Consider the following 17,146-nt stretch of genomic DNA (forward strand, 5'->3'; position numbering starts at 1 on the left):
GCGTCGTCAGATCACTTGCTGCTCACCTGCTGAGCACTCGCCGCTCACTCGCCGATCATTTGCTGGTCACTTACCGAAGCCGAAGGAGTCCGCCCCATCGACCTTGGCGCGCAGCCGCTTGCCCTTCTCGGTGGCCTGCGCGTTCAGCTCGTCCTGGAACTCACGCATCCGCGCCTGGAGCTCGGAGTCGTGCGCGGCCAGTATCCGGGCGGCGAGCAGCCCCGCGTTACGGGCTCCGCCGATGGAGACGGTCGCCACGGGCACGCCGGCGGGCATCTGGACGATCGAGAGCAGCGAGTCCATGCCGTCGAGGTACTTCAGCGGCACGGGCACGCCGATCACCGGCAGCGGGGTGACGGAGGCGAGCATGCCCGGGAGATGGGCGGCGCCGCCCGCGCCCGCGATGATCGCCTTGAGCCCGCGGGGCGCCGCGTTCTCCCCGTAGGCGACCATCTCCCGCGGCATCCGGTGCGCCGAGACGACATCCACTTCGTACGGGATCTCGAACTCGTCGAGGGCCTTGGACGCTTCTTCCATGACGGGCCAGTCGGAGTCGGAGCCCATGACGATGCCGATCGCAGGAGCGCTCATTCGGTGATGGTTCCTCGGAGGTAGTCGGCGGCATGGCGGCCGCGCTCGCGCACGTCGGCCAGATCGTCGCCGTAGGTGGTGACGTGGCCGACCTTACGGCCGGGCTTCACATCCTTGCCGTACATATGGATCTTGAGCGCTGGGTCGCGCGCCATGCAGTGCAGATACGCCCCGTACATATCGGGGAAGTCGCCGCCGAGGACATTGGTCATCACGGTCCACCGGGCGCGCGGGCGTGGATCGCCGAGCGGCAGATCGAGCACGGCACGCACATGGTTGGCGAACTGGGAGGTGACGGCGCCGTCCTGGGTCCAGTGGCCGGAGTTGTGCGGGCGCATCGCCAGCTCGTTGACCAGCAGCCGCCCGTCGCGGGTCTCGAAGAGCTCGACCGCGAGATGGCCGACGACCCCCAGCTCGGCCGCGATGCGCAGCGCCAGCTCCTGCGCCTGGGCGGAGAGCGCCTCGGAGAGATCGGGGGCGGGGGCGATGACGGTGTCGCATACGCCGTCGACCTGGATCGACTCCACGACGGGGTAGGCGACGGCCTGGCCGTGCGGGGACCGTACGACGTTGGCGGCGAGCTCGCGCGCGAAGTCGACCATCTCCTCGGCGAGGACGGGCACTCCGGCGCGGAACGGATCGGCCGCGTCCTCCGCGCTACGGACCACCCACACCCCCTTGCCGTCGTAACCGCCGCGCACGGTCTTGAGGACGACGGGGAAGCCTGTGCCTTCTCCCGCCGCCCCGCCCAGCCCTTCGGCGGCGAATCGCCCGACATCCTCCGGGTCCGTCACGATGCGGTGACGGGGGCACGGCACACCGGCCTCGCGCAGCCGCTCCCGCATCACGCCCTTGTCCTGGGCGTGCAGCAGGGCCTCGACACCGGGGCGGATGACGACGCCGTCCGCCTCCAGGGCGCGCAGATGCTCGGCCGGGACATGCTCATGGTCGAAGGTGACCACATCACAGCCTTGTGCGAACGCACGAAGGGTGGCCAGGTCGCGGTAGTCGCCGATGACGACATCGCTGACCACCTGGGCCGCCGAATCCTGGGGGGTATCACTGAGCAGCTTGAACTTGATGCCGAGGGGGATGCCCGCCTCGTGGGTCATACGGGCGAGCTGGCCACCGCCGACCATGCCGACTACCGGGAATGTCACCCTCCCAGGGTAACTTCCCGCGTGGACCGCCCCTGACCTGCGTTGGAGGATCCTCTAGATATTCACACCGGCCTCTTGTCCGCGGCCTGCGGGCGGCGGACCGGACCGCTGGTTAGCATGGGGTGGTTGACTCTGCCGACCGGACGGGACTGAACGATCACCATGAGTGAACGGCGCACGCTCGGCGGGTTGAGCACCCGAGTGAGGCAACTCGCCCGTGAGATCGCGAAGTTCGGGGTGGTCGGGGGCGCCGGCGTCTTCGTCAATCTCGCGGTCTTCAACCTGGTCCGCGGCCTCACCGAGCTGCCCGTGGTGCGGGCCAGCATCGTGGCGACGGTGGTCGCCACCGGCTTCAACTATGTGGGGTACCGGTACTTCACCTACCGGGACCGGGACAAGCAGAGGCGGACCAAGGAGCTCAGCCTCTTTCTGCTGTTCAGCGTGGTCGGCCTGGTCATCGAGAACGGCGTCCTCTACACCGCGACGTACGGCTTCGGCTGGGACAGCTCGCTGCAGAGCAACGTCTTCAAGTTCCTCGGCATCGGCATCGGCACCCTCTTCCGCTTCTGGTCCTACCGGACCTGGGTGTTCCGGGCGCTGCCCGCCCGTGAGGCGGTGGAGCACGCCGAAGCGTTCCTCTCCAAGTCGCAGCCCGCCCAGGCCACCCGTAAGCAGCCGGTCCGCAAGTAGCCCGAGCCCCACGTCTTACGTCTACGTCTTACGAGGCCGGCGGCTCGTCGGCCTCACGGCTCAGAAAGAGCGCGAAGATCGGCGGATGCTGCTGCAGCAGCTCCAGACGGCCGCCGTCCGCCTCCGCCAGATCCCGGGCGACGGCGAGCCCGAGCCCCGTGGAGTTCCGGCCGCTGACCGTCCGCTCGAAGACCCGCGCCCCGAGGTCCGGCGGCACGCCCGGCCCCTCGTCGGAGACCTCGACCACCGCCTGATTGCCGGTGACCCGCGTACGCAGCGCGACCGTGCCGTCACCGTGCATCAGTGAGTTCTCGATCAGCGTCGCGAGCACCTGGGCGACCGCGCCCGGCGTGCCGACCGCCCGCAGCCCCTTCTTCCCCGAGCGCACGATGGCACGGCCCTCGCTGCGCGAGGCCGGGCGCCACTCCTCGATCTGCTGCTTGACGACCTCGTCCAGATCGAAGGCGACCGCGGAGCCCGAGCGGGGATCACGCGAATTGGTCAGCAGCCGCTGGACGACATCGGTGAGCCGCTCGACCTGGCCCAGCGCGATCGTCGCCTCCTCCTTGACCGTCTCCGGGTCGTCGGTGAGCGTGATCTCCTCCAGCCGCATGGACAGCGCGGTCAGCGGCGTACGGAGCTGATGCGAGGCGTCGGCCGCCAGCCGGCGCTCGGCCGTGAGCATCCGGCCGATCCGCTCGGCGCTCGCGTCCAGCACATCGGCGACCCGGTCCAGCTCCGGCACCCCGTAGCGGCGGTGGCGCGGCCGGGGATCCCCGGAGCCCAGCCGCTCGGCGGTCTCGGCGAGGTCGGTGAGCGGCGCGGAGAGCCGGTGGGCCTGGCGTACGGCGAGGAAGACCGCGGCGAGCACGGCCAGCAGCGCCACCGCCAGGATGACCAGCATGGTGCGGCCGATCTCCCGGCTCACCGTGGAGCGGGACGCCTCGACCCGCACCGTCTCACCCTGCTCGCCCGGCTCCTCGGAGGAGATGATGCTGCCGGTGGGGCGCTTGCCGATCTCCACATCCCGATGGTGCGGGATCTTGATCAGGGCGTAGCGGCCGGGCTCGATCTGCTCCCGCAGCACCCTGGCGGTAACCCCCTCGCCGCCCAGCAGCCTGCTGTCGACGATGCTGACCAGCCGCACCGCGTCGGAGCTCACGCTCTCCTGGGCGCTGTTCTCGATGGTCCGGGTCTCCACGATGACCAGCGACAGGCCGAAGACGGCGATGACGACGAGCACCACGGCGAGTGTGGAGTTGATCAAGCGACGGCGCATGGCCCTACCGTGTCAGTCCTGGTCAGCTTTTCTCGAATCGGAAGCCGACACCCCGGACGGTGGCGATATAGCGGGGATTGGCCGCGTCGTCACCGAGCTTCTTGCGCAGCCAGGAGATGTGCATGTCGAGGGTCTTGGTGGAGGACCACCAGGTGGTGTCCCACACCTCGCGCATCAGCTGATCGCGAGTGACGACCCGGCCGGCGTCCCGGACCAGGACGCGCAGCAGATCGAACTCCTTGGCGGTCAGCTGAAGCTCCTCGTCGCCCATCCAGGCGCGGTGCGACTCGACGTCGATCCGCACGCCGTGCGTGGCCGGCGGCTGCTGCTGGGTCTCGACCGCGCCGCGCCGCAGCAGGGCCCGCACCCGCGCGAGCAGCTCGGCCAGCCGGAACGGCTTGGTCACATAGTCGTCGGCGCCCGCGTCCAGCCCGACCACCGTGTCCACCTCGTCCGCGCGGGCGGTGAGCACCAGCACCGGGAAGCCATGGCCCTCCGTACGGAGGCGGCGGCAGACCTCCAGCCCGTCCATCCCCGGCAGGCCGAGGTCGAGGACGAGCAGATCGACGCCTCCTTGCAGGCCGGCGTCGAGCGCGGTGGGTCCGTCCTCCCGCACCTCGACCTCGTAACCCTCACGGCGCAGGGCGCGAGCGAGCGGCTCCGAGATGGATGCGTCATCCTCGGCGAGCAGTACTCGGGTCATGGGGTGATGGTAGTCCGCCGAGGTTGGCGCACGGGGCGCGCACAGGACCCCGGACGGAGCACGAATCGTTGCGCACGCCGCCCGTGAGCTATCTCTCACGCTCTCAATGTTGTCAAGGAGGTGTCGTATGGTGAAACAACGTCTGTAGCACTCCTCCGGGGCCTTTGGGCGCTAGACGCGCCGAAGGTCTCTGTCGTGTCCGGAATTGGACAGTGTCGGCACCACCGGCCCGGCCCCACCCGGCGCTCAGTCGCTCAGTCATCCCCCCGGGCGCTCCCCCGCATGGCAGCGCACCCTGAGCACACAAGGAACGAAGCACCATGGCGTCCAGCCTGACGAAGGGCGCAACCGCGCAGGAGACCCCTGCGAACGGCGGCAAGACCTTCTTCGGCCACCCTCGCGGCCTGGCCACGCTCTTCATGATCGAGATGTGGGAGCGCTTCAGCTTCTACGGCATGCGGGCGCTCCTCGTCGTCTATCTGATCTCCGGCGGCCCCGACGCCGACAGCGGCGGCCAGGGCGGCGGCCTGGGGATGTCCCAGGGCAACGCGGTGGCCATCTACTCCGTCTATCTGGCGCTGGTCTATCTGCTGGCCATGCCGGGCGGGTGGTTCGGTGACCGGGTCTGGGGCCCGCGCAAGACCGTGGTCATCGCGGCCGGCATCGTCATGGCCGGTCATCTGGCGCTCTCGATCCCCGGTCAGGCGACGTTCTTCGTCGGCCTCGCCCTGGTGGCACTCGGCTCCGGTCTGGTGAAGGCCAACATCTCCACGATGGTCGGCCAGCTCTACGACGGCCCGCAGGACCCGCGCCGGGACGGCGGCTTCACCCTCTTCTACATCGGCATCAACCTCGGTGCCTTCGCCGCGCCCCTGGTCATCGGCACCGTCGGCCAGTCGTACAACTGGCATCTGGGCTTCGCGCTCGCCGCGCTCGGCATGGCGCTGGGCCTGATCCAGTTCCTGATCGGCACCCGCCACCTGAGCCCGCAGAGCAACACCGTGCCGACCCCGCTGGCGGCCGAGGAGCGGCGCTCCTGGCTGCGCAAGGGGATGATCTGGCTGATCGTCGCCGCGGTCTTCTACACCGGGGTCGTCCTGAGCGGCAGCTGGACCATCAACTGGGTGCTGATCCCGATCACCATCCTGGGCCTGATCATCCCGACCGGGGTGCTGATCCGGATCAAGCGCGACCGGGACCTCTCGGCGGTCGAGCAGACCAAGGTCAGCGGCTATATCTGGTTCTTCGTGGCCGCCGCCGTCTTCTGGATGATCTACGACCAGGGCGGCTCCACGATGTCCGCCTTCGCCGAGACCAAGACCGCGGACACCGTCTTCGGGCTGCACTTCCCGTCCTCGTGGTTCCAGTCGGTGAACCCGCTGATGATCATGGCGCTGGCCCCGGTCTTCGCCTGGCTGTGGCTGTGGCTGGCGCGGCGCGACCGGGAGCCGAACACCACGCTGAAGTTCGCGACGGCCCTGGTCCTGATCGGTGCGTCGTTCTTCGTCTTCATCGTGCCGATGGGGATGGCCTCGGACGGCACCAGGGTCAGCCCGCTGTGGCTGGTGTCGATCTACATGATCCAGACGATGGGCGAGCTGTTGCTGTCTCCGGTCGGGCTGTCGGTGACCACGAAGATGGCGCCGGCGAAGTACGCCAGCCAGATGATGGGCGTGTGGTTCCTGGCCGTGACCGCCGGTGACTGTGTTACGGGGCTGCTGTCCATCGCGGGCGTCGACCTGAGCGGTGTCGGGATGATCACCCTGGAGGCGGCCGTGGCGGCGCTGGCGGGCTTCGCGGTCTTCATGTACCGGAAGAAGGTCGTGGCGCTGATGGCGGACGTGCACTGACGTCGCTTGTTGTGGAGGGCCCGGCGCGGATCGATCGACGCTGTTGGTCAATTCGGGCCCGTGCGTGACGTCGGTTCTCCAGACCTGGTTGGGTCTGGGGAACCGGCGTTGTCGTATGGGGAGGGTGTCGGTGTCGTTGCGGCCGAAGGGGCCGGGAGAGATCCCGGTGGAGACGGTGTGGGTGGCGCGGGCGGCGTTCCCGAGGGGAAGCCTGGCGATCCGGGTCCGGGATGAGCTGGGGCCCCTGTTCACCGATGAGCAGTTCGCTGGTCTGTTTCCCTCACGGGGCAAGCCCGCCTGGTCACCGGGGCGGCTGGCGATGGTGGTGGTGTTGCCGTTCGTGGAAGGGCTGACCGACCGGCAGGCCGCGGAGGCGGTACGGGCCCGGATCGACTGGAAATTCGCGCTGGGACTGGAGCTGACCGATCAGGGCTTCGACTTCTCGGTGCTCTCGGAGTTCAGGGACCTCCTGGTCAGCGCGGACGGCGGACGGGGAGTCCTGGACGGCGTCCTGGCCGCAGCCCGGGAGAAGGACCTGCTCAGCCGCGGCGGAAGGGCGCGGACCGACTCCACGCATGTGCTGTCCTCAGCGCGTGAGCTGAACTGGCCGGAACTGGTCGGGGAAACGTCGCGGGCGGCACTGAGCGCGGTGGCCCAGGACGAGCCGGACTGGCTCGGCGCGCACGCTCTGCCGGACTGGTTCACGCATGACGCGACCCGCATCGAGGACTCCCGTTTCCCCAGGGCCCAGTCCAAGCGCGCCGAAGTGGGGCGCCGGATCGGCGCGGACGGCATGCGTCTGCTGCGGATGCTCTGGGCGGATGACGCGCCCCCGCAGCTGCGGGCGCTGCCACCGGTCGAGACCCTGCGTCAGACCTGGGGCCAGTACTTCCACGTGGTGGAGGGCGACTCCAGGACACTGACGAATGGAAGGACCGCTACAAGATCCGGCGTGCGTGGCCGGGGCGGTGAGGAGTACCGCGGAACCGGCCACGGCCGCGGCGAGCGTGAGGGCGCCGCCACGGCCGACCGCGCGGCGTTGGGTGCGGGACACCACGAGATCCCCTCTCGTCAAGCGCTGCCGAAGACACCTGACGGCACATCAGATTGGGCGCTGACAGTACGCCGGGGACCTTGCCGAGGGAAGACGAAGAACACGCCGGATCGGCGCGAAGCGGGTGAAGTGGGCGGAGATACGGGGCCCCTGAAAGCCGGAGGAGATCCGGGGCTGCCGGGCGTCATGGCGGCTGGGCAGCGGCAGTACGGCGCGTCAGAAGTACGGGCGGGCCCGTGCGGCGGATCAGCCGGGCCCTACGGCGTGGAGCACGCGGGGAGCGAGAGACCCCGGCCGTGCCCTTCAGGCCGGCGCGGCCAGCTCTGCCCAGACCGTCTTGCCGGATCCCTCCACGTTCCGCACGACCCCCCAGTCGAGGCACAGCCGCTGCACGATGAACATCCCGTGCCCGCCGGGCCGCCCGGCGCGGTGCGGAGTGCGCGGCGCGGGCGTACCGGCGCCGAGATCCACCACCTCGAGGCGGAGCACCTTCGCACTGCAGCTGACGCGCAGCTCCTCGGGGCCCTCGGCGTGCAGACACGCGTTGGTGACGAGCTCGGAGACGACGAGCAGCACGTCCTCCGCTGCGGCCCGCTGGTCGGCGGTCGCGGCCGGAAGCCACCCCCAGTCGCGCAGCGCCTCACGAGTGAAATCGCGGGCGCGCGGCACGACTCCGCTGGCTCCGATCAGATGGAGTCTGCGGACCTGGCAGATCCGCCCGGCGGACGGAGTGGCCGGTGGGGTGGCCGAAGCGGCAGGGCCGTCCGGATCCGGGCCGCGGTCGCCCGGAGGGTACGGCCGCGTGGTGCTCATCAGCGCTTCACCTCACCGATTCACCGATTCAAGGACAAGAGATTCCTGATCTCTTCAACAGTTTCAGCCTGTCTCCTGCCCGGCGAAAGCGTGAGAACACCCACTTCTTCGACATGGATGATGTGACACGGGCAACGCATCGATGACCCACCGATGACACGCCGGAAACAGGAGTGGCGGAGATCACTCGACGAGCGCTGCGTCAAGCGATTCATGGACCGTGAAGACGGCCTCCGCGCCCGTGATTTCGAACACGCGGGCAACGATCGGCTGCATCCCGGCGAGGTGGACGCCCCCACCCTCGGCCTCGGCCTTGAGGCGGGCGCCGAGAAGGACATTGAGGCCGGTGGAATCGCAGAACTCCAGCTTCGAGCAGTCCACCACCAGCCGGACCCGCCCCCCTTCCACGCACTTCTCCAGCGGCTCGCGCAGCACTTCGGCGGTGTGGTGATCCAGCTCACCCGCCGGCGTGAAGACAGCACTCGCCCCGTGGTGCCGAACCTCGACCTGGAGTCGGCCCTTGCTGGCACTGCCGACCATCCCGCGGTCCATCTGCGCACCTCTTCTGGCGTCTCGTTGCTTTCGATTGCGCGCGTCGAACCCTACGCCTTCTACCCGCCCTTCCGGTAGCCGAACATTTCGCATAGTTCGGCAAATATGGACAACGCGGACTTGCCACGCGGTGGCCAATACAGGTAGGCGTAGTAGGGACGCACTCGAACACGGACCGGCCTTGGAGGCGCCGCTCACCGGAGCAGCACGTTATGGCACCGGCAGCCATATGCCGAGAACGATGGAGGAGACTATGTCACCCCAGCTCGACGACTCGCGTACCGAACCGTCTTGGAGTACCCGGACCGCCGCCTCGTCGACCCCCGTACCCGAACAGTTCGCACCCGAGATGGACGTCCAGGCGGTCGCCGGGCACTCTCTCGATGAACTGCCGGAATTGTCCGATCTGCCGCAGATTCCCCCGTATGAGACGGTGGGTCCGGTAGACGCGAGAGCTCTTTCGAAGACCCTTTTCGAACGTCTCGAGGTGCTGGAGGAAGGCACCCACGAGTACGCCTACGTCCGCAACACGCTGGTCGAGCTCAACCTGGCGCTGGTCAAGTTCGCCGCCTCTCGGTTCCGCTCCCGCAGCGAGCCCATGGAGGACATCGTCCAGGTCGGCACCATCGGCCTGATCAAGGCCATCGACCGCTTCGAAATGGGCCGGGGCGTCGAGTTCCCCACCTTCGCGATGCCGACGATCGTCGGTGAGATCAAGCGCTTCTTCCGGGACACCAGTTGGTCGGTGCGCGTGCCGCGGCGGCTGCAGGAGCTCCGTCTCGACCTGGCCAAGGCCGGCGACGAGCTGGCGCAGCGGCTCGACCGCGCCCCCACCGTCGGCGAGTTGGCCAAGCGGCTGGACATCACCGCCGCCGAGGTCGTCGAGGGCATGGCCGCGAGCAACGCCTACACCGCGAGCTCGCTGGACGCGCAGCCCGAGGAGGACGACTCCGAGGGCGCCCTGGCGGACCGGATCGGCTATGAGGACCACGGGCTCGAGGGCATCGAGTACGTCGAGTCCCTGAAGCCGCTCATCGCCGATCTGCACCCGCGTGACCGGAAGATCCTCTCGCTGCGCTTCGTCGCGAATATGACCCAGTCGGAGATCGGCGAGGAGCTGGGTATCTCCCAGATGCATGTCTCCCGGCTGCTGTCGCGCACCCTCCGTCGGCTCCGCAAGGGGCTGATGATCGAAGAGTGACGCTTCCGCAGACGGATAAGGGCCCGCCCCCGCTCGCCGGGACGGGCCCTTATTCGCGCGCGCGTACGGGCGCGTTCGCGGGTGCGGGCCAGGTGATCGGGGGTCAGATGAGGGTTCCGTCGTGCCAGACCGCCGAGACCAGGGGGACTCCGGGGCGGTAGGCGAGATGGACATGGGACGGGGCGTCCAGCAGCGCCAGATCGGCGCGGGCGCCGGGGGCCACCCGGCCCACATCGGTGCGGCGCAGCGCCTGTGCCCCGCCGGCCGTCGCCGCCCATACGGCCTCATCGGGGGTCATCCGCATATCGCGTACGGCCAGGGCGATGCAGAACGGCATGGAGCTGGTGAAGGAGGAGCCCGGGTTGCAGTCGGGGGAGAGCGCGACCGTGACACCCGCGTCCAGGAGGCGGCGTGCGTCCGGATATGTCGAGCGGGTGGAGAACTCCGCCCCGGGGAGGAGGGTGGCGACCGTATCGCCCTGAGCCAGGGCATCGATGTCGTCGTCGGTCAGATGGGTGCAGTGATCGGCGGAGGCGGCGCCGAGTTCCACGGCGAGCTGCACTCCCGGGCCGTAGGACAGCTGGTTGGCATGGACCCGAGGGGTCAGTCCGCGGTCCTTGCCCGCGGTGAGGATGGTGCGGGCCTGGTCGCCGTCGAAGGCGCCCTGCTCACAGAAGACATCGATCCAGCGGGCGTGCGGGGCGCAGACGTCCAGCATCGGGCCGGTCACGAGATCCACATAGGCGGCGGGGTCGTCGGCGAACTCGGGGGCGACGATATGCGCGCCGAGGTAGGTCACCTCGTCGGTGTGGGCACCGGCGATGGACACGGAGCGGGCCTCGTCCTCCGAGGTGAGGCCGTAGCCGGACTTGATCTCGATGGTCGTGGTGCCCTGGCGGCGACCCTCGGCCACATAGCGGCCGACGTTGGCGTGCAGCACATTGTTCGAGGCGGCGCGGGTGGCGGCGACGGTGGTGCGGATCCCGCCGGCGCTGTAGGCGCGGCCGGACATCCGGGCGTTGAACTCCTCGGTCCGGTCGCCCGCGAAGACCAGATGCGAGTGGGAGTCGACAAACCCCGGGATGACGGCGCGGCCGCCCGCGTCGACCCGGTTGTCGGTGCCGGGGACCTTGCCGGATTCACCGACCCAGGCGATGCGGTCGCCGTCGATGACGACGGCCGCGTCCCGGACCAGCCCGAGGGGGCCTTCACCGAGGGAGGGGTCATTGGTGACCAGGCCGGCGATATTGGTGATGGCGGTCGTCGTGGGGGTCGCGGTCGTCATCGTGGGGACGTTCTCCTTCATCGCCCGCCGCGGCGGGCGGATTCTCAGCCGTGGAGGGCTGCGATGGATTCGGCCAGCGCCTCGGGGACGCGGGGGACGAGCTGATGGGTGCCGTCCCGGACGACATGGCGACCGCCGACCACGGTGTGCCGGACGTCGGCGTTGGTCGCCGCGAATATGGCGATCTCGGCGCCCAGCCGGGGTGGCGGCCCCGCCGTGCGGACCGAGTCCAGCGCGATCGTGGTGAGGTCGGCGAGCGCGCCCACCTCGATCCGGCCCGCGTCCTCGCCCCAGCCGAGCGCCGCATGGCCGTCGGCGGTGGCGGCGCGCAGCAGCTGGGGCGCGGTCCAGTGGCCGCGGGTGCGGGTGTGCAGCCGCTCGTCCAGCTCCATGGCCCGGGCCTCTTCGAGGATGTCGATCACGGCGTGGCTGTCGCTGCCCAGCGAGAGCGAGGAGCCCGCGCGCTGCAGCTCGGCGGCCGGGCCGATGCCGTCGGCGAGGTCCCGCTCGGTGGTGGGGCACATACAGACGCCCGTGGACGAGTGGCCCAGCAGCCGGATGTCGCCGGGGGTGAGATGGGTGGCGTGCACGGCGGTCGTGCGATCGCCCAGCACCCCGTGGTCGGCCAGCACCCGGGTGGGGGTGAAGCCGTATGCCTCCACACAGGCGTCGTTCTCGGCGGTCTGCTCGGAGAGATGGACATGGAGGGGGGCCGCCCGGTCCTCGGCCCACCCGGCGACGGTCGCCAGCTGATCGGCGGGGACGGCCCGCACCGAGTGGATCGCCGCGCCGATGCGGGTGGTGCCGTCGGCCTTCAGCGCGGAGACGCGCTCGGCCCAGTCCTCGGCCGTCCCGTCGGAGAAGCGCAGCTGGTGCTGGTCGGGCTCCGCCCCGAAACCGGAGGAGAGATAGCAGGTGTCGAGGAGGGTGATACGGATGCCGGCCTCGGCCGCGGCCGAGATCAGGGCCTCCCCCATCGCGTTGGGGTTGCCGTAACGGGTGCCGCCGGGGGCGTGGTGGAGATAGTGGAACTCGCCGACGCAGGTGATGCCCGCCATCGCCATCTCGGCGTAGACGGCGCGGGCCAGCTCGAAGTAGCTGTCCGGGGTCAGCCGGTCGGCGACGCCGTACATCACCTCGCGCCAGGTCCAGAAGGAGTCCGGCACCCCCTGCCGCTGCCGCCGGCCCCGCGGGTTCGCCGTGCTTGCGGCCTGGACGATGCCGCGCAGTGCCCGGTGGAAGGCATGGCTGTGGGCGTTGGCCAGGCCGGGGATGGTCAGACCGTGGAGGGTGACGGAGCCTGCGCGCGGTATGGGGCTCCCGGGCCGCACCTCCGTGATCCGCCCGTCGGTCGCGGCCACGATGACCACATCCGGCATCACCCGTCCGTCCAGCCAGGCGTACTCCGCCCAGTAGGTCTGCGCCGTCAGTGACACGCCAGGCCCTCCAGTACATCGGCGAGTGCGGCCACACCGGCGAGGCAGTCATCCTCGCCCGCCGTCTCCGCGGGTGAGTGCGAGACGCCGGTGGGGTTCCTTACAAACAGCATGGCGGTCGGAACGCATGCGGACAAAATGCCCGCGTCGTGTCCGGCGCCGGTGGGGAGGACCGGTACGCCGCCCAGCAGGCTCGACAGCTGGTCACGCAGGCCGTGCGCGAATTCCACGATCGGAGTGAAGGACTCCCGGGTGACCCGGACGTCCACCCCGTCGCGCCGGCCGCGCTCGACGGCGGCGCGCTCGATCTCGCCGACGACGGCGGCCAGGGTCTCCTCGTCGGCGGCGCGGGAGTCCAGCCAGCCGCGTACCAGGGAGGCGATCGCGTTGACACCGTTCGGCTCGACGCTGACCTTGCCGAAGGTCGCCAGCGCCCCGGCGGTCCGGGCCTTCTTACGGGCCGCGAGCACGGTGTTGGCGTACGTGAGCATCGGATCGCGGCGGTCCTCGATCCGGGTCGTCCCGGCGTGGTTGGCCTCGCCGTGGAAGTCGAACCGCCAGCGGCCGTGCGGCCAGATCGCCGAGGCGACGCCCACGGGGGCATCCCCCGCGGCGGAGCCGCTGTCGGACAGCGCCGCCAGGGCGCGGCCCTGCTCGATATGCAGCTCGACGAAGGCGCCGATGCGGGCCAGGCGCTCGGGGTCGGGGCCGATGGCCTCCGGGTCGTACCCCGCGCGCTCCATGGCCTGCGGGAGGCTCACCCCGTCGCCGTCGCGCAGCGTATGCGCCTGCTCGACGCTGAGCTGCCCGCCGGCCAGCCGGGAGCCGACACAGGCCAGCCCGAAGCGGGCGCCTTCCTCGTCGCCGAAGTTCACGATCGCGAGCGGCTTGGCGGGCCGCGCCCCGCGCGCCCGCAGCTCGTCCAGGGCGGCGAAGGAGGAGACGACGCCGAGCGGGCCGTCGAAGGCGCCGCCGTCCGGTACGGAGTCGAGGTGCGAGCCGGTCACCACGGCGTCCCCGGCCGCCGGGTCACCGAGCCAGGCCCACTGGTTGCCGTTGCGGTCCAGCTCGTAGCTCAGGCCCCGGGTCTCCGCCTGGGCACGGAACCAGGCGCGGCAGTCCGCGTCGGCCTCCGTCCAGGCGTAGCGGCGGTAGCCCTTGGTTGTCGCGTCGCGGCCGATGGGGGCCAGGTCGCGCCACATCTCGTGGAACGAGGGCCCGTACGCGGCTTCCGGCCGGCGGGTGGGTTGTGCCCGCCCGTTCCGCCCCGCGGAGGGATGGCCCGCGACCGGGTCGTGCTCCGTCACTCCGACTCCCTCATCGGGATGCGGACCTCGCGCTCCCGTGCCACCTCGTCCGCGCGGTCGTAGCCCGCGTCCACGTGGCGGATGACGCCCATGCCCGGGTCGTTCGTCAGCACCCGGCGGATCTTCTCGCCCGCCAGCGGGGTGCCGTCGGCGACCGTGACCTGGCCCGCGTGGATCGAGCGGCCCATGCCGACGCCGCCGCCGTGGTGAAGGGAGACCCAGGAGGCGCCCGAGGCGACATTGACCATGGCGTTGAGCAGCGGCCAGTCGGCGATCGCGTCCGAGCCGTCGAGCATGGCCTCGGTCTCGCGGTACGGGGAGGCCACCGAACCGCAGTCCAGGTGGTCACGGCCGATGGCCAGCGGCGCGGCGAGCGTTCCGTCGGCGACCATCTCGTTGAAGCGCTCACCCGCCTTGTCGCGCTCGCCGTAGCCCAGCCAGCAGATCCGGGCGGGCAGCCCCTGGAAGTGGACCCGCTCCCCCGCCAGCTTGATCCAGCGGGCCAGCGACTCGTTCTCGGGGAAGAGGTCGAGAATCGCCTTGTCCGTGGCCGCGATGTCCTTCGGGTCGCCGGAGAGCGCCGCCCAGCGGAAGGGGCCCTTGCCCTCGCAGAACAGCGGCCGGATGTAGGCCGGGACGAAGCCGGGGAAGGCGAAGGCGCGCTCATAGCCCGCGAGCTTGGCCTCGCCGCGGATCGAGTTGCCGTAGTCGAAGACCTCGGCGCCCGCGTCCATGAAGCCGACCATGGCCTCGACGTGCCGGGCCATGGCCTCGCGTGCCCGCTGGGTGAAGTCGGCGGGCTTCTCGGCGGCGTAGGACGCCATCTCGTCGAAGTCCATGCCGATCGGCAGATACGCCAGCGGGTCGTGGGCGCTGGTCTGGTCGGTGACGATGTCGATCGGGGCGTTCATGGCGAGCAGCTGCGGGACCAGCTCGGCCGCGTTCCCCAGGACGCCGATCGACAGCGGGCGCCTGGCGTCGCGCGCCTCGACGGCCAGCTGGAGGGCGTGGTCCAGGCTGTCGGCCCGGACATCCAGATAGCGGTGCTCGATCCGGCGCTCGATGGCGCGCGGGTCGCAGTCGACGCAGATCGCGACGCCGTCGTTCATGGTGACCGCCAGCGGCTGGGCGCCGCCCATGCCGCCGAGGCCCGCGGTGAGCGTGATCGTCCCGGCCAGGCTGCCGTTGACCCCTTTACCCATTGAATGCAGCTTCGCCGCCACGGCCGCGAAGGTCTCATAGGTGCCCTGGAGGATGCCCTGGGTGCCGATGTAGATCCACGAGCCCGCGGTCATCTGGCCGTACATGGTCAGGCCCAGGGCCTCCAGACGGCGGAACTCCTCCCAGTTCGCCCAGTCCCCGACCAGGTTGGAGTTGGCGATCAGCACCCGCGGCGCCCATTCGTGCGTCTGCATCACGCCGACCGGACGGCCCGACTGGACCAGCATCGTCTCGTCCTGCTTCAGCGTCCGCAGGGTGCGGACCATGGCGTCGAAGGAGCGCCAGTCGCGGGCCGCCTTGCCGGTGCCGCCGTAGACGACGAGCTTGTCGGGGTGCTCGGCGACCTCCGGGTCGAGGTTGTTCTGGAGCATCCGCAGGGCGGCTTCCTGCTGCCACCCCCGGGCACTGAGCTCCGTACCGCGCGGTGCCCGTACGGGTCGCGGACCTGACATGGGTCGTGCCTCCCTGCCATCGTGGATCGAGATATTCACATCTTGGCCGCAGTGAATATAGCTAGTCAATAGCATCGGGTGGGGCATACACCCGAGTGGTTCACCGAAGACCCGTGAGCGGATGTGCGGCGGGCTCGCGGTGGACACATACGTCAGGAACTAGCGTCGCCGGGTCGCGTCCGCCCCGACCGCCCAGGAGCCCGCCGTTGTCGCTGCCCGCCGCCACCCCGGTCCCGTCTCCGCCCACCCATCGCGAGGTGCGCCTCGCGGCCCGGCCCGAAGGGCCGCTCGCCACCGGCCACTTCGAGGTCGTCAGCGCCCCCGTCCCCACGCCCGGCCCCGGCCAGGTGCTGGTGCGCAACCGGCTGATGAGCGTCGCCGCCGTGATGTGCCCCCTCCGGCTCGCCGACCCCGACGCCCTCGGCCTGCCGCAACTGCTGAACAAGGTCGGCGATGTAATGCGCGGCCCGGCCATCGGCGAGGTGATCAGCGCGCCGGGCACGGACCTCGCCCCCGGCACCCTCGTCCGCCACCACCTCGGCTGGCGCGAGTACGCCGTCCTCCCCGCGGCCGAGGCGCCCCCGATCGCCCCCGAGGTGCTGCCCGACCCCGCCGCCCATCTGTCCCAGGGCTTCACCGCCTGGCTGGGGGTGGTGCGCGGGGCCGGGGTACGCCGCGGGGACACGGTGTTCGTCACCGGCGCGGCGGGCGGAGTGGGCTCCCTGGCCGGGCAGTTCGCCCGGCTGCACGGCGCCGTACGGGTCATCGGCTCCACCGGATCCCGGAAGAAGGCCGACCGGCTCGTCGAGGAGCTGGGCTACGACGCGGTCGTGATCCGCGGCGCGGGGCCGATCGAGGAGCAGCTGCGGGCGGCGGCACCGGACGGCATCGACGTCCTCTTCGACAACGTCGGCGGCGAACAGCTCCAGGCTGCCCTGGCGGTGGCCCGCCGCAAGGCCCGCTTCGCCATCGTCGGCGCGCTGTCCGCCCAGCTGTCCGACGACGCCCTGGCCCCGACCGGGATCAGCACGCTCGCCCTCATCGCGCGGGGCGTCATCCTGCGCGGCATCAGCGGCCTCGACCATCTGGACGCCCTGCCCGAGTACGCGCGCGAGTTCGGCCGGGCGCTGCGCGAGGGCACGATCGCCTATCCGCACGCCCGGCTGACGGGAATCGACCAAGCGCCGCGCGCCTTGGTCGAGTTGATCGAGGGCCGTCACCTCGGCGCGGTGCTCGTGGAGCTGTGAGGGCATCGGCGAGCGGCTGACCCGGCAGCGCGGCGGGCTCGCGCGGCGGGCTCACGCGGCGGGGCCGGCCGCGCGGCGGGTCGGCAGCCCGCTGCTGAGGCGGGGGCGCTGAGGCCGGAGTGCCGAGGCGGGGGTGCCGAGGCGGGGCTGGGCGGCCTGGCCGGGTGCGGCTTTCGTTTCGGCTGCGGTGCTTGGAGCATCGGGCGGGGTGGGGGCATGTGCCGCGCCGTCGCCGGGTGACGGGCCGGTGGTGGGCCGAGCGTAAGACGGGCGCGTGGGGGCGGGTGCCGGGTACCTTCTGCGGA

General features: G+C 70.6%; 14 protein-coding genes and 1 pseudogene. 5 read left to right on the top strand and 10 right to left on the bottom strand.

Annotated elements, in window-relative coordinates:
* Window positions 1–66: 66 nt before the first annotated feature.
* Window positions 67–591 carry a 5-(carboxyamino)imidazole ribonucleotide mutase gene (gene purE / locus ABZS71_RS17360; protein WP_356210949.1) on the bottom strand — a complete coding sequence of 175 codons (525 nt, stop codon included), beginning with the start codon at window positions 589–591 and terminating at the stop codon, window positions 67–69.
* The gene (locus tag ABZS71_RS17365; protein ID WP_355846917.1) at window positions 588–1,751 is read right to left on the bottom strand and encodes a 5-(carboxyamino)imidazole ribonucleotide synthase; all 1,164 of its coding nucleotides are present in this window, start codon (window positions 1,749–1,751) and stop codon (window positions 588–590) included. The genes purE and ABZS71_RS17365 overlap by 4 nt, the downstream gene beginning before the upstream one ends.
* Before the next feature lie 162 nt (window positions 1,752–1,913).
* Between ABZS71_RS17365 and ABZS71_RS17370 the strand changes: the two genes are divergently transcribed.
* Entirely contained in the window at window positions 1,914–2,441 is a 528-nt protein-coding gene (locus ABZS71_RS17370; RefSeq protein ID WP_355846920.1) for a GtrA family protein, read from the top strand.
* Window positions 2,442–2,469: 28 nt separating this feature from the next.
* Here ABZS71_RS17370 and ABZS71_RS17375 read toward each other — a convergent pair whose 3' ends face one another.
* Together ABZS71_RS17375 and ABZS71_RS17380 are read right to left on the bottom strand one after the other, a co-directional pair.
* A complete protein-coding gene (locus ABZS71_RS17375) occupies window positions 2,470–3,720 on the bottom strand; it encodes an ATP-binding protein (protein ID WP_355846923.1) in 1,251 nt (416 codons plus the stop codon).
* Between the two features lie 22 nt (window positions 3,721–3,742).
* Window positions 3,743–4,423 carry a response regulator transcription factor gene (locus ABZS71_RS17380; protein WP_355846926.1) on the bottom strand — a complete coding sequence of 227 codons (681 nt, stop codon included), beginning with the start codon at window positions 4,421–4,423 and terminating at the stop codon, window positions 3,743–3,745.
* 320 nt (window positions 4,424–4,743) lie between these two features.
* Here ABZS71_RS17380 and ABZS71_RS17385 point away from each other — a divergent pair, with 320 nt between their 5' ends.
* Both ABZS71_RS17385 and ABZS71_RS17390 read left to right on the top strand, forming a co-directional pair.
* Window positions 4,744–6,273, top strand: a complete 1,530-nt coding sequence (locus tag ABZS71_RS17385) for an oligopeptide:H+ symporter (RefSeq protein WP_355846929.1) — start codon at window positions 4,744–4,746, stop codon at window positions 6,271–6,273.
* 130 nt (window positions 6,274–6,403) lie between these two features.
* Window positions 6,404–7,183 (top strand): annotated as a pseudogene (locus ABZS71_RS17390) (transposase); the annotation flags it as partial.
* A 447-nt stretch (window positions 7,184–7,630) separates the two neighbouring features.
* Here the strand turns inward: ABZS71_RS17390 and ABZS71_RS17395 are convergent.
* Window positions 7,631–8,140, bottom strand: a complete 510-nt coding sequence (locus ABZS71_RS17395) for an ATP-binding protein (protein ID WP_355846932.1) — start codon at window positions 8,138–8,140, stop codon at window positions 7,631–7,633.
* A 183-nt stretch (window positions 8,141–8,323) separates the two neighbouring features.
* Window positions 8,324–8,692: an STAS domain-containing protein gene (locus tag ABZS71_RS17400; RefSeq protein WP_355846935.1), complete on the bottom strand. Its 369-nt coding sequence runs from the start codon at window positions 8,690–8,692 to the stop codon at window positions 8,324–8,326.
* Between the two features lie 253 nt (window positions 8,693–8,945).
* Here ABZS71_RS17400 and ABZS71_RS17405 point away from each other — a divergent pair, with 253 nt between their 5' ends.
* Window positions 8,946–9,893, top strand: a complete 948-nt coding sequence (locus ABZS71_RS17405; protein WP_355846938.1) for an RNA polymerase sigma factor SigF — start codon at window positions 8,946–8,948, stop codon at window positions 9,891–9,893.
* 103 nt (window positions 9,894–9,996) lie between these two features.
* Here ABZS71_RS17405 and hutI read toward each other — a convergent pair whose 3' ends face one another.
* From hutI to hutU, 4 genes are all read right to left on the bottom strand, one after another.
* Complete coding sequence (hutI, locus tag ABZS71_RS17410; protein WP_355846941.1) at window positions 9,997–11,178, bottom strand: imidazolonepropionase; 1,182 nt, start codon at window positions 11,176–11,178, stop codon at window positions 9,997–9,999.
* A gap of 44 nt (window positions 11,179–11,222) precedes the next feature.
* Window positions 11,223–12,608, bottom strand: a complete 1,386-nt coding sequence (locus tag ABZS71_RS17415; RefSeq protein WP_355847123.1) for a formimidoylglutamate deiminase — start codon at window positions 12,606–12,608, stop codon at window positions 11,223–11,225.
* Complete coding sequence (locus ABZS71_RS17420) at window positions 12,605–13,816, bottom strand: allantoate amidohydrolase (RefSeq protein ID WP_356211052.1); 1,212 nt, start codon at window positions 13,814–13,816, stop codon at window positions 12,605–12,607. Before ABZS71_RS17420 ends, ABZS71_RS17415 begins: the two co-directional genes overlap by 4 nt.
* Window positions 13,817–13,917: 101 nt before the next feature.
* A complete protein-coding gene (gene hutU / locus ABZS71_RS17425) occupies window positions 13,918–15,594 on the bottom strand; it encodes a urocanate hydratase (protein ID WP_356210951.1) in 1,677 nt (558 codons plus the stop codon).
* A gap of 206 nt (window positions 15,595–15,800) precedes the next feature.
* On the opposite strand from hutU, the gene ABZS71_RS17430 reads away from it, so the two are divergent.
* A complete protein-coding gene (locus ABZS71_RS17430; protein WP_356210954.1) occupies window positions 15,801–16,841 on the top strand; it encodes an NADP-dependent oxidoreductase in 1,041 nt (346 codons plus the stop codon).
* The last annotated feature ends 305 nt before the right edge of the window (window positions 16,842–17,146 follow it).

The sequence above is a fragment of the Streptomyces sp. NPDC005393 genome, assembly GCF_040606675.1.
Classification (GTDB): Bacteria; Actinomycetota; Actinomycetes; order Streptomycetales; family Streptomycetaceae; genus Streptomyces.

Bases quoted from the DNA above. Each gene is read 5' to 3' on its own strand.
- purE (WP_356210949.1), bottom strand. From the start codon at position 591: ATGAGCGCTCCTGCGATCGGCATCGTCATGGGCTCCGACTCCGACTGG.
- ABZS71_RS17370 (WP_355846920.1), top strand. From the start codon at position 1,914: ATGAGTGAACGGCGCACGCTCGGCGGGTTGAGCACCCGAGTGAGGCAA.
- ABZS71_RS17375 (WP_355846923.1), bottom strand. From the start codon at position 3,720: ATGCGCCGTCGCTTGATCAACTCCACACTCGCCGTGGTGCTCGTCGTC.
- ABZS71_RS17380 (WP_355846926.1), bottom strand. From the start codon at position 4,423: ATGACCCGAGTACTGCTCGCCGAGGATGACGCATCCATCTCGGAGCCG.
- ABZS71_RS17385 (WP_355846929.1), top strand. From the start codon at position 4,744: ATGGCGTCCAGCCTGACGAAGGGCGCAACCGCGCAGGAGACCCCTGCG.
- ABZS71_RS17395 (WP_355846932.1), bottom strand. From the start codon at position 8,140: ATGAGCACCACGCGGCCGTACCCTCCGGGCGACCGCGGCCCGGATCCG.
- ABZS71_RS17400 (WP_355846935.1), bottom strand. From the start codon at position 8,692: ATGGACCGCGGGATGGTCGGCAGTGCCAGCAAGGGCCGACTCCAGGTC.
- ABZS71_RS17405 (WP_355846938.1), top strand. From the start codon at position 8,946: ATGTCACCCCAGCTCGACGACTCGCGTACCGAACCGTCTTGGAGTACC.
- hutI (WP_355846941.1), bottom strand. From the start codon at position 11,178: ATGACGACCGCGACCCCCACGACGACCGCCATCACCAATATCGCCGGC.
- ABZS71_RS17420 (WP_356211052.1), bottom strand. From the start codon at position 13,816: ATGTGGCGCGACCTGGCCCCCATCGGCCGCGACGCGACAACCAAGGGC.
- hutU (WP_356210951.1), bottom strand. From the start codon at position 15,594: ATGTCAGGTCCGCGACCCGTACGGGCACCGCGCGGTACGGAGCTCAGT.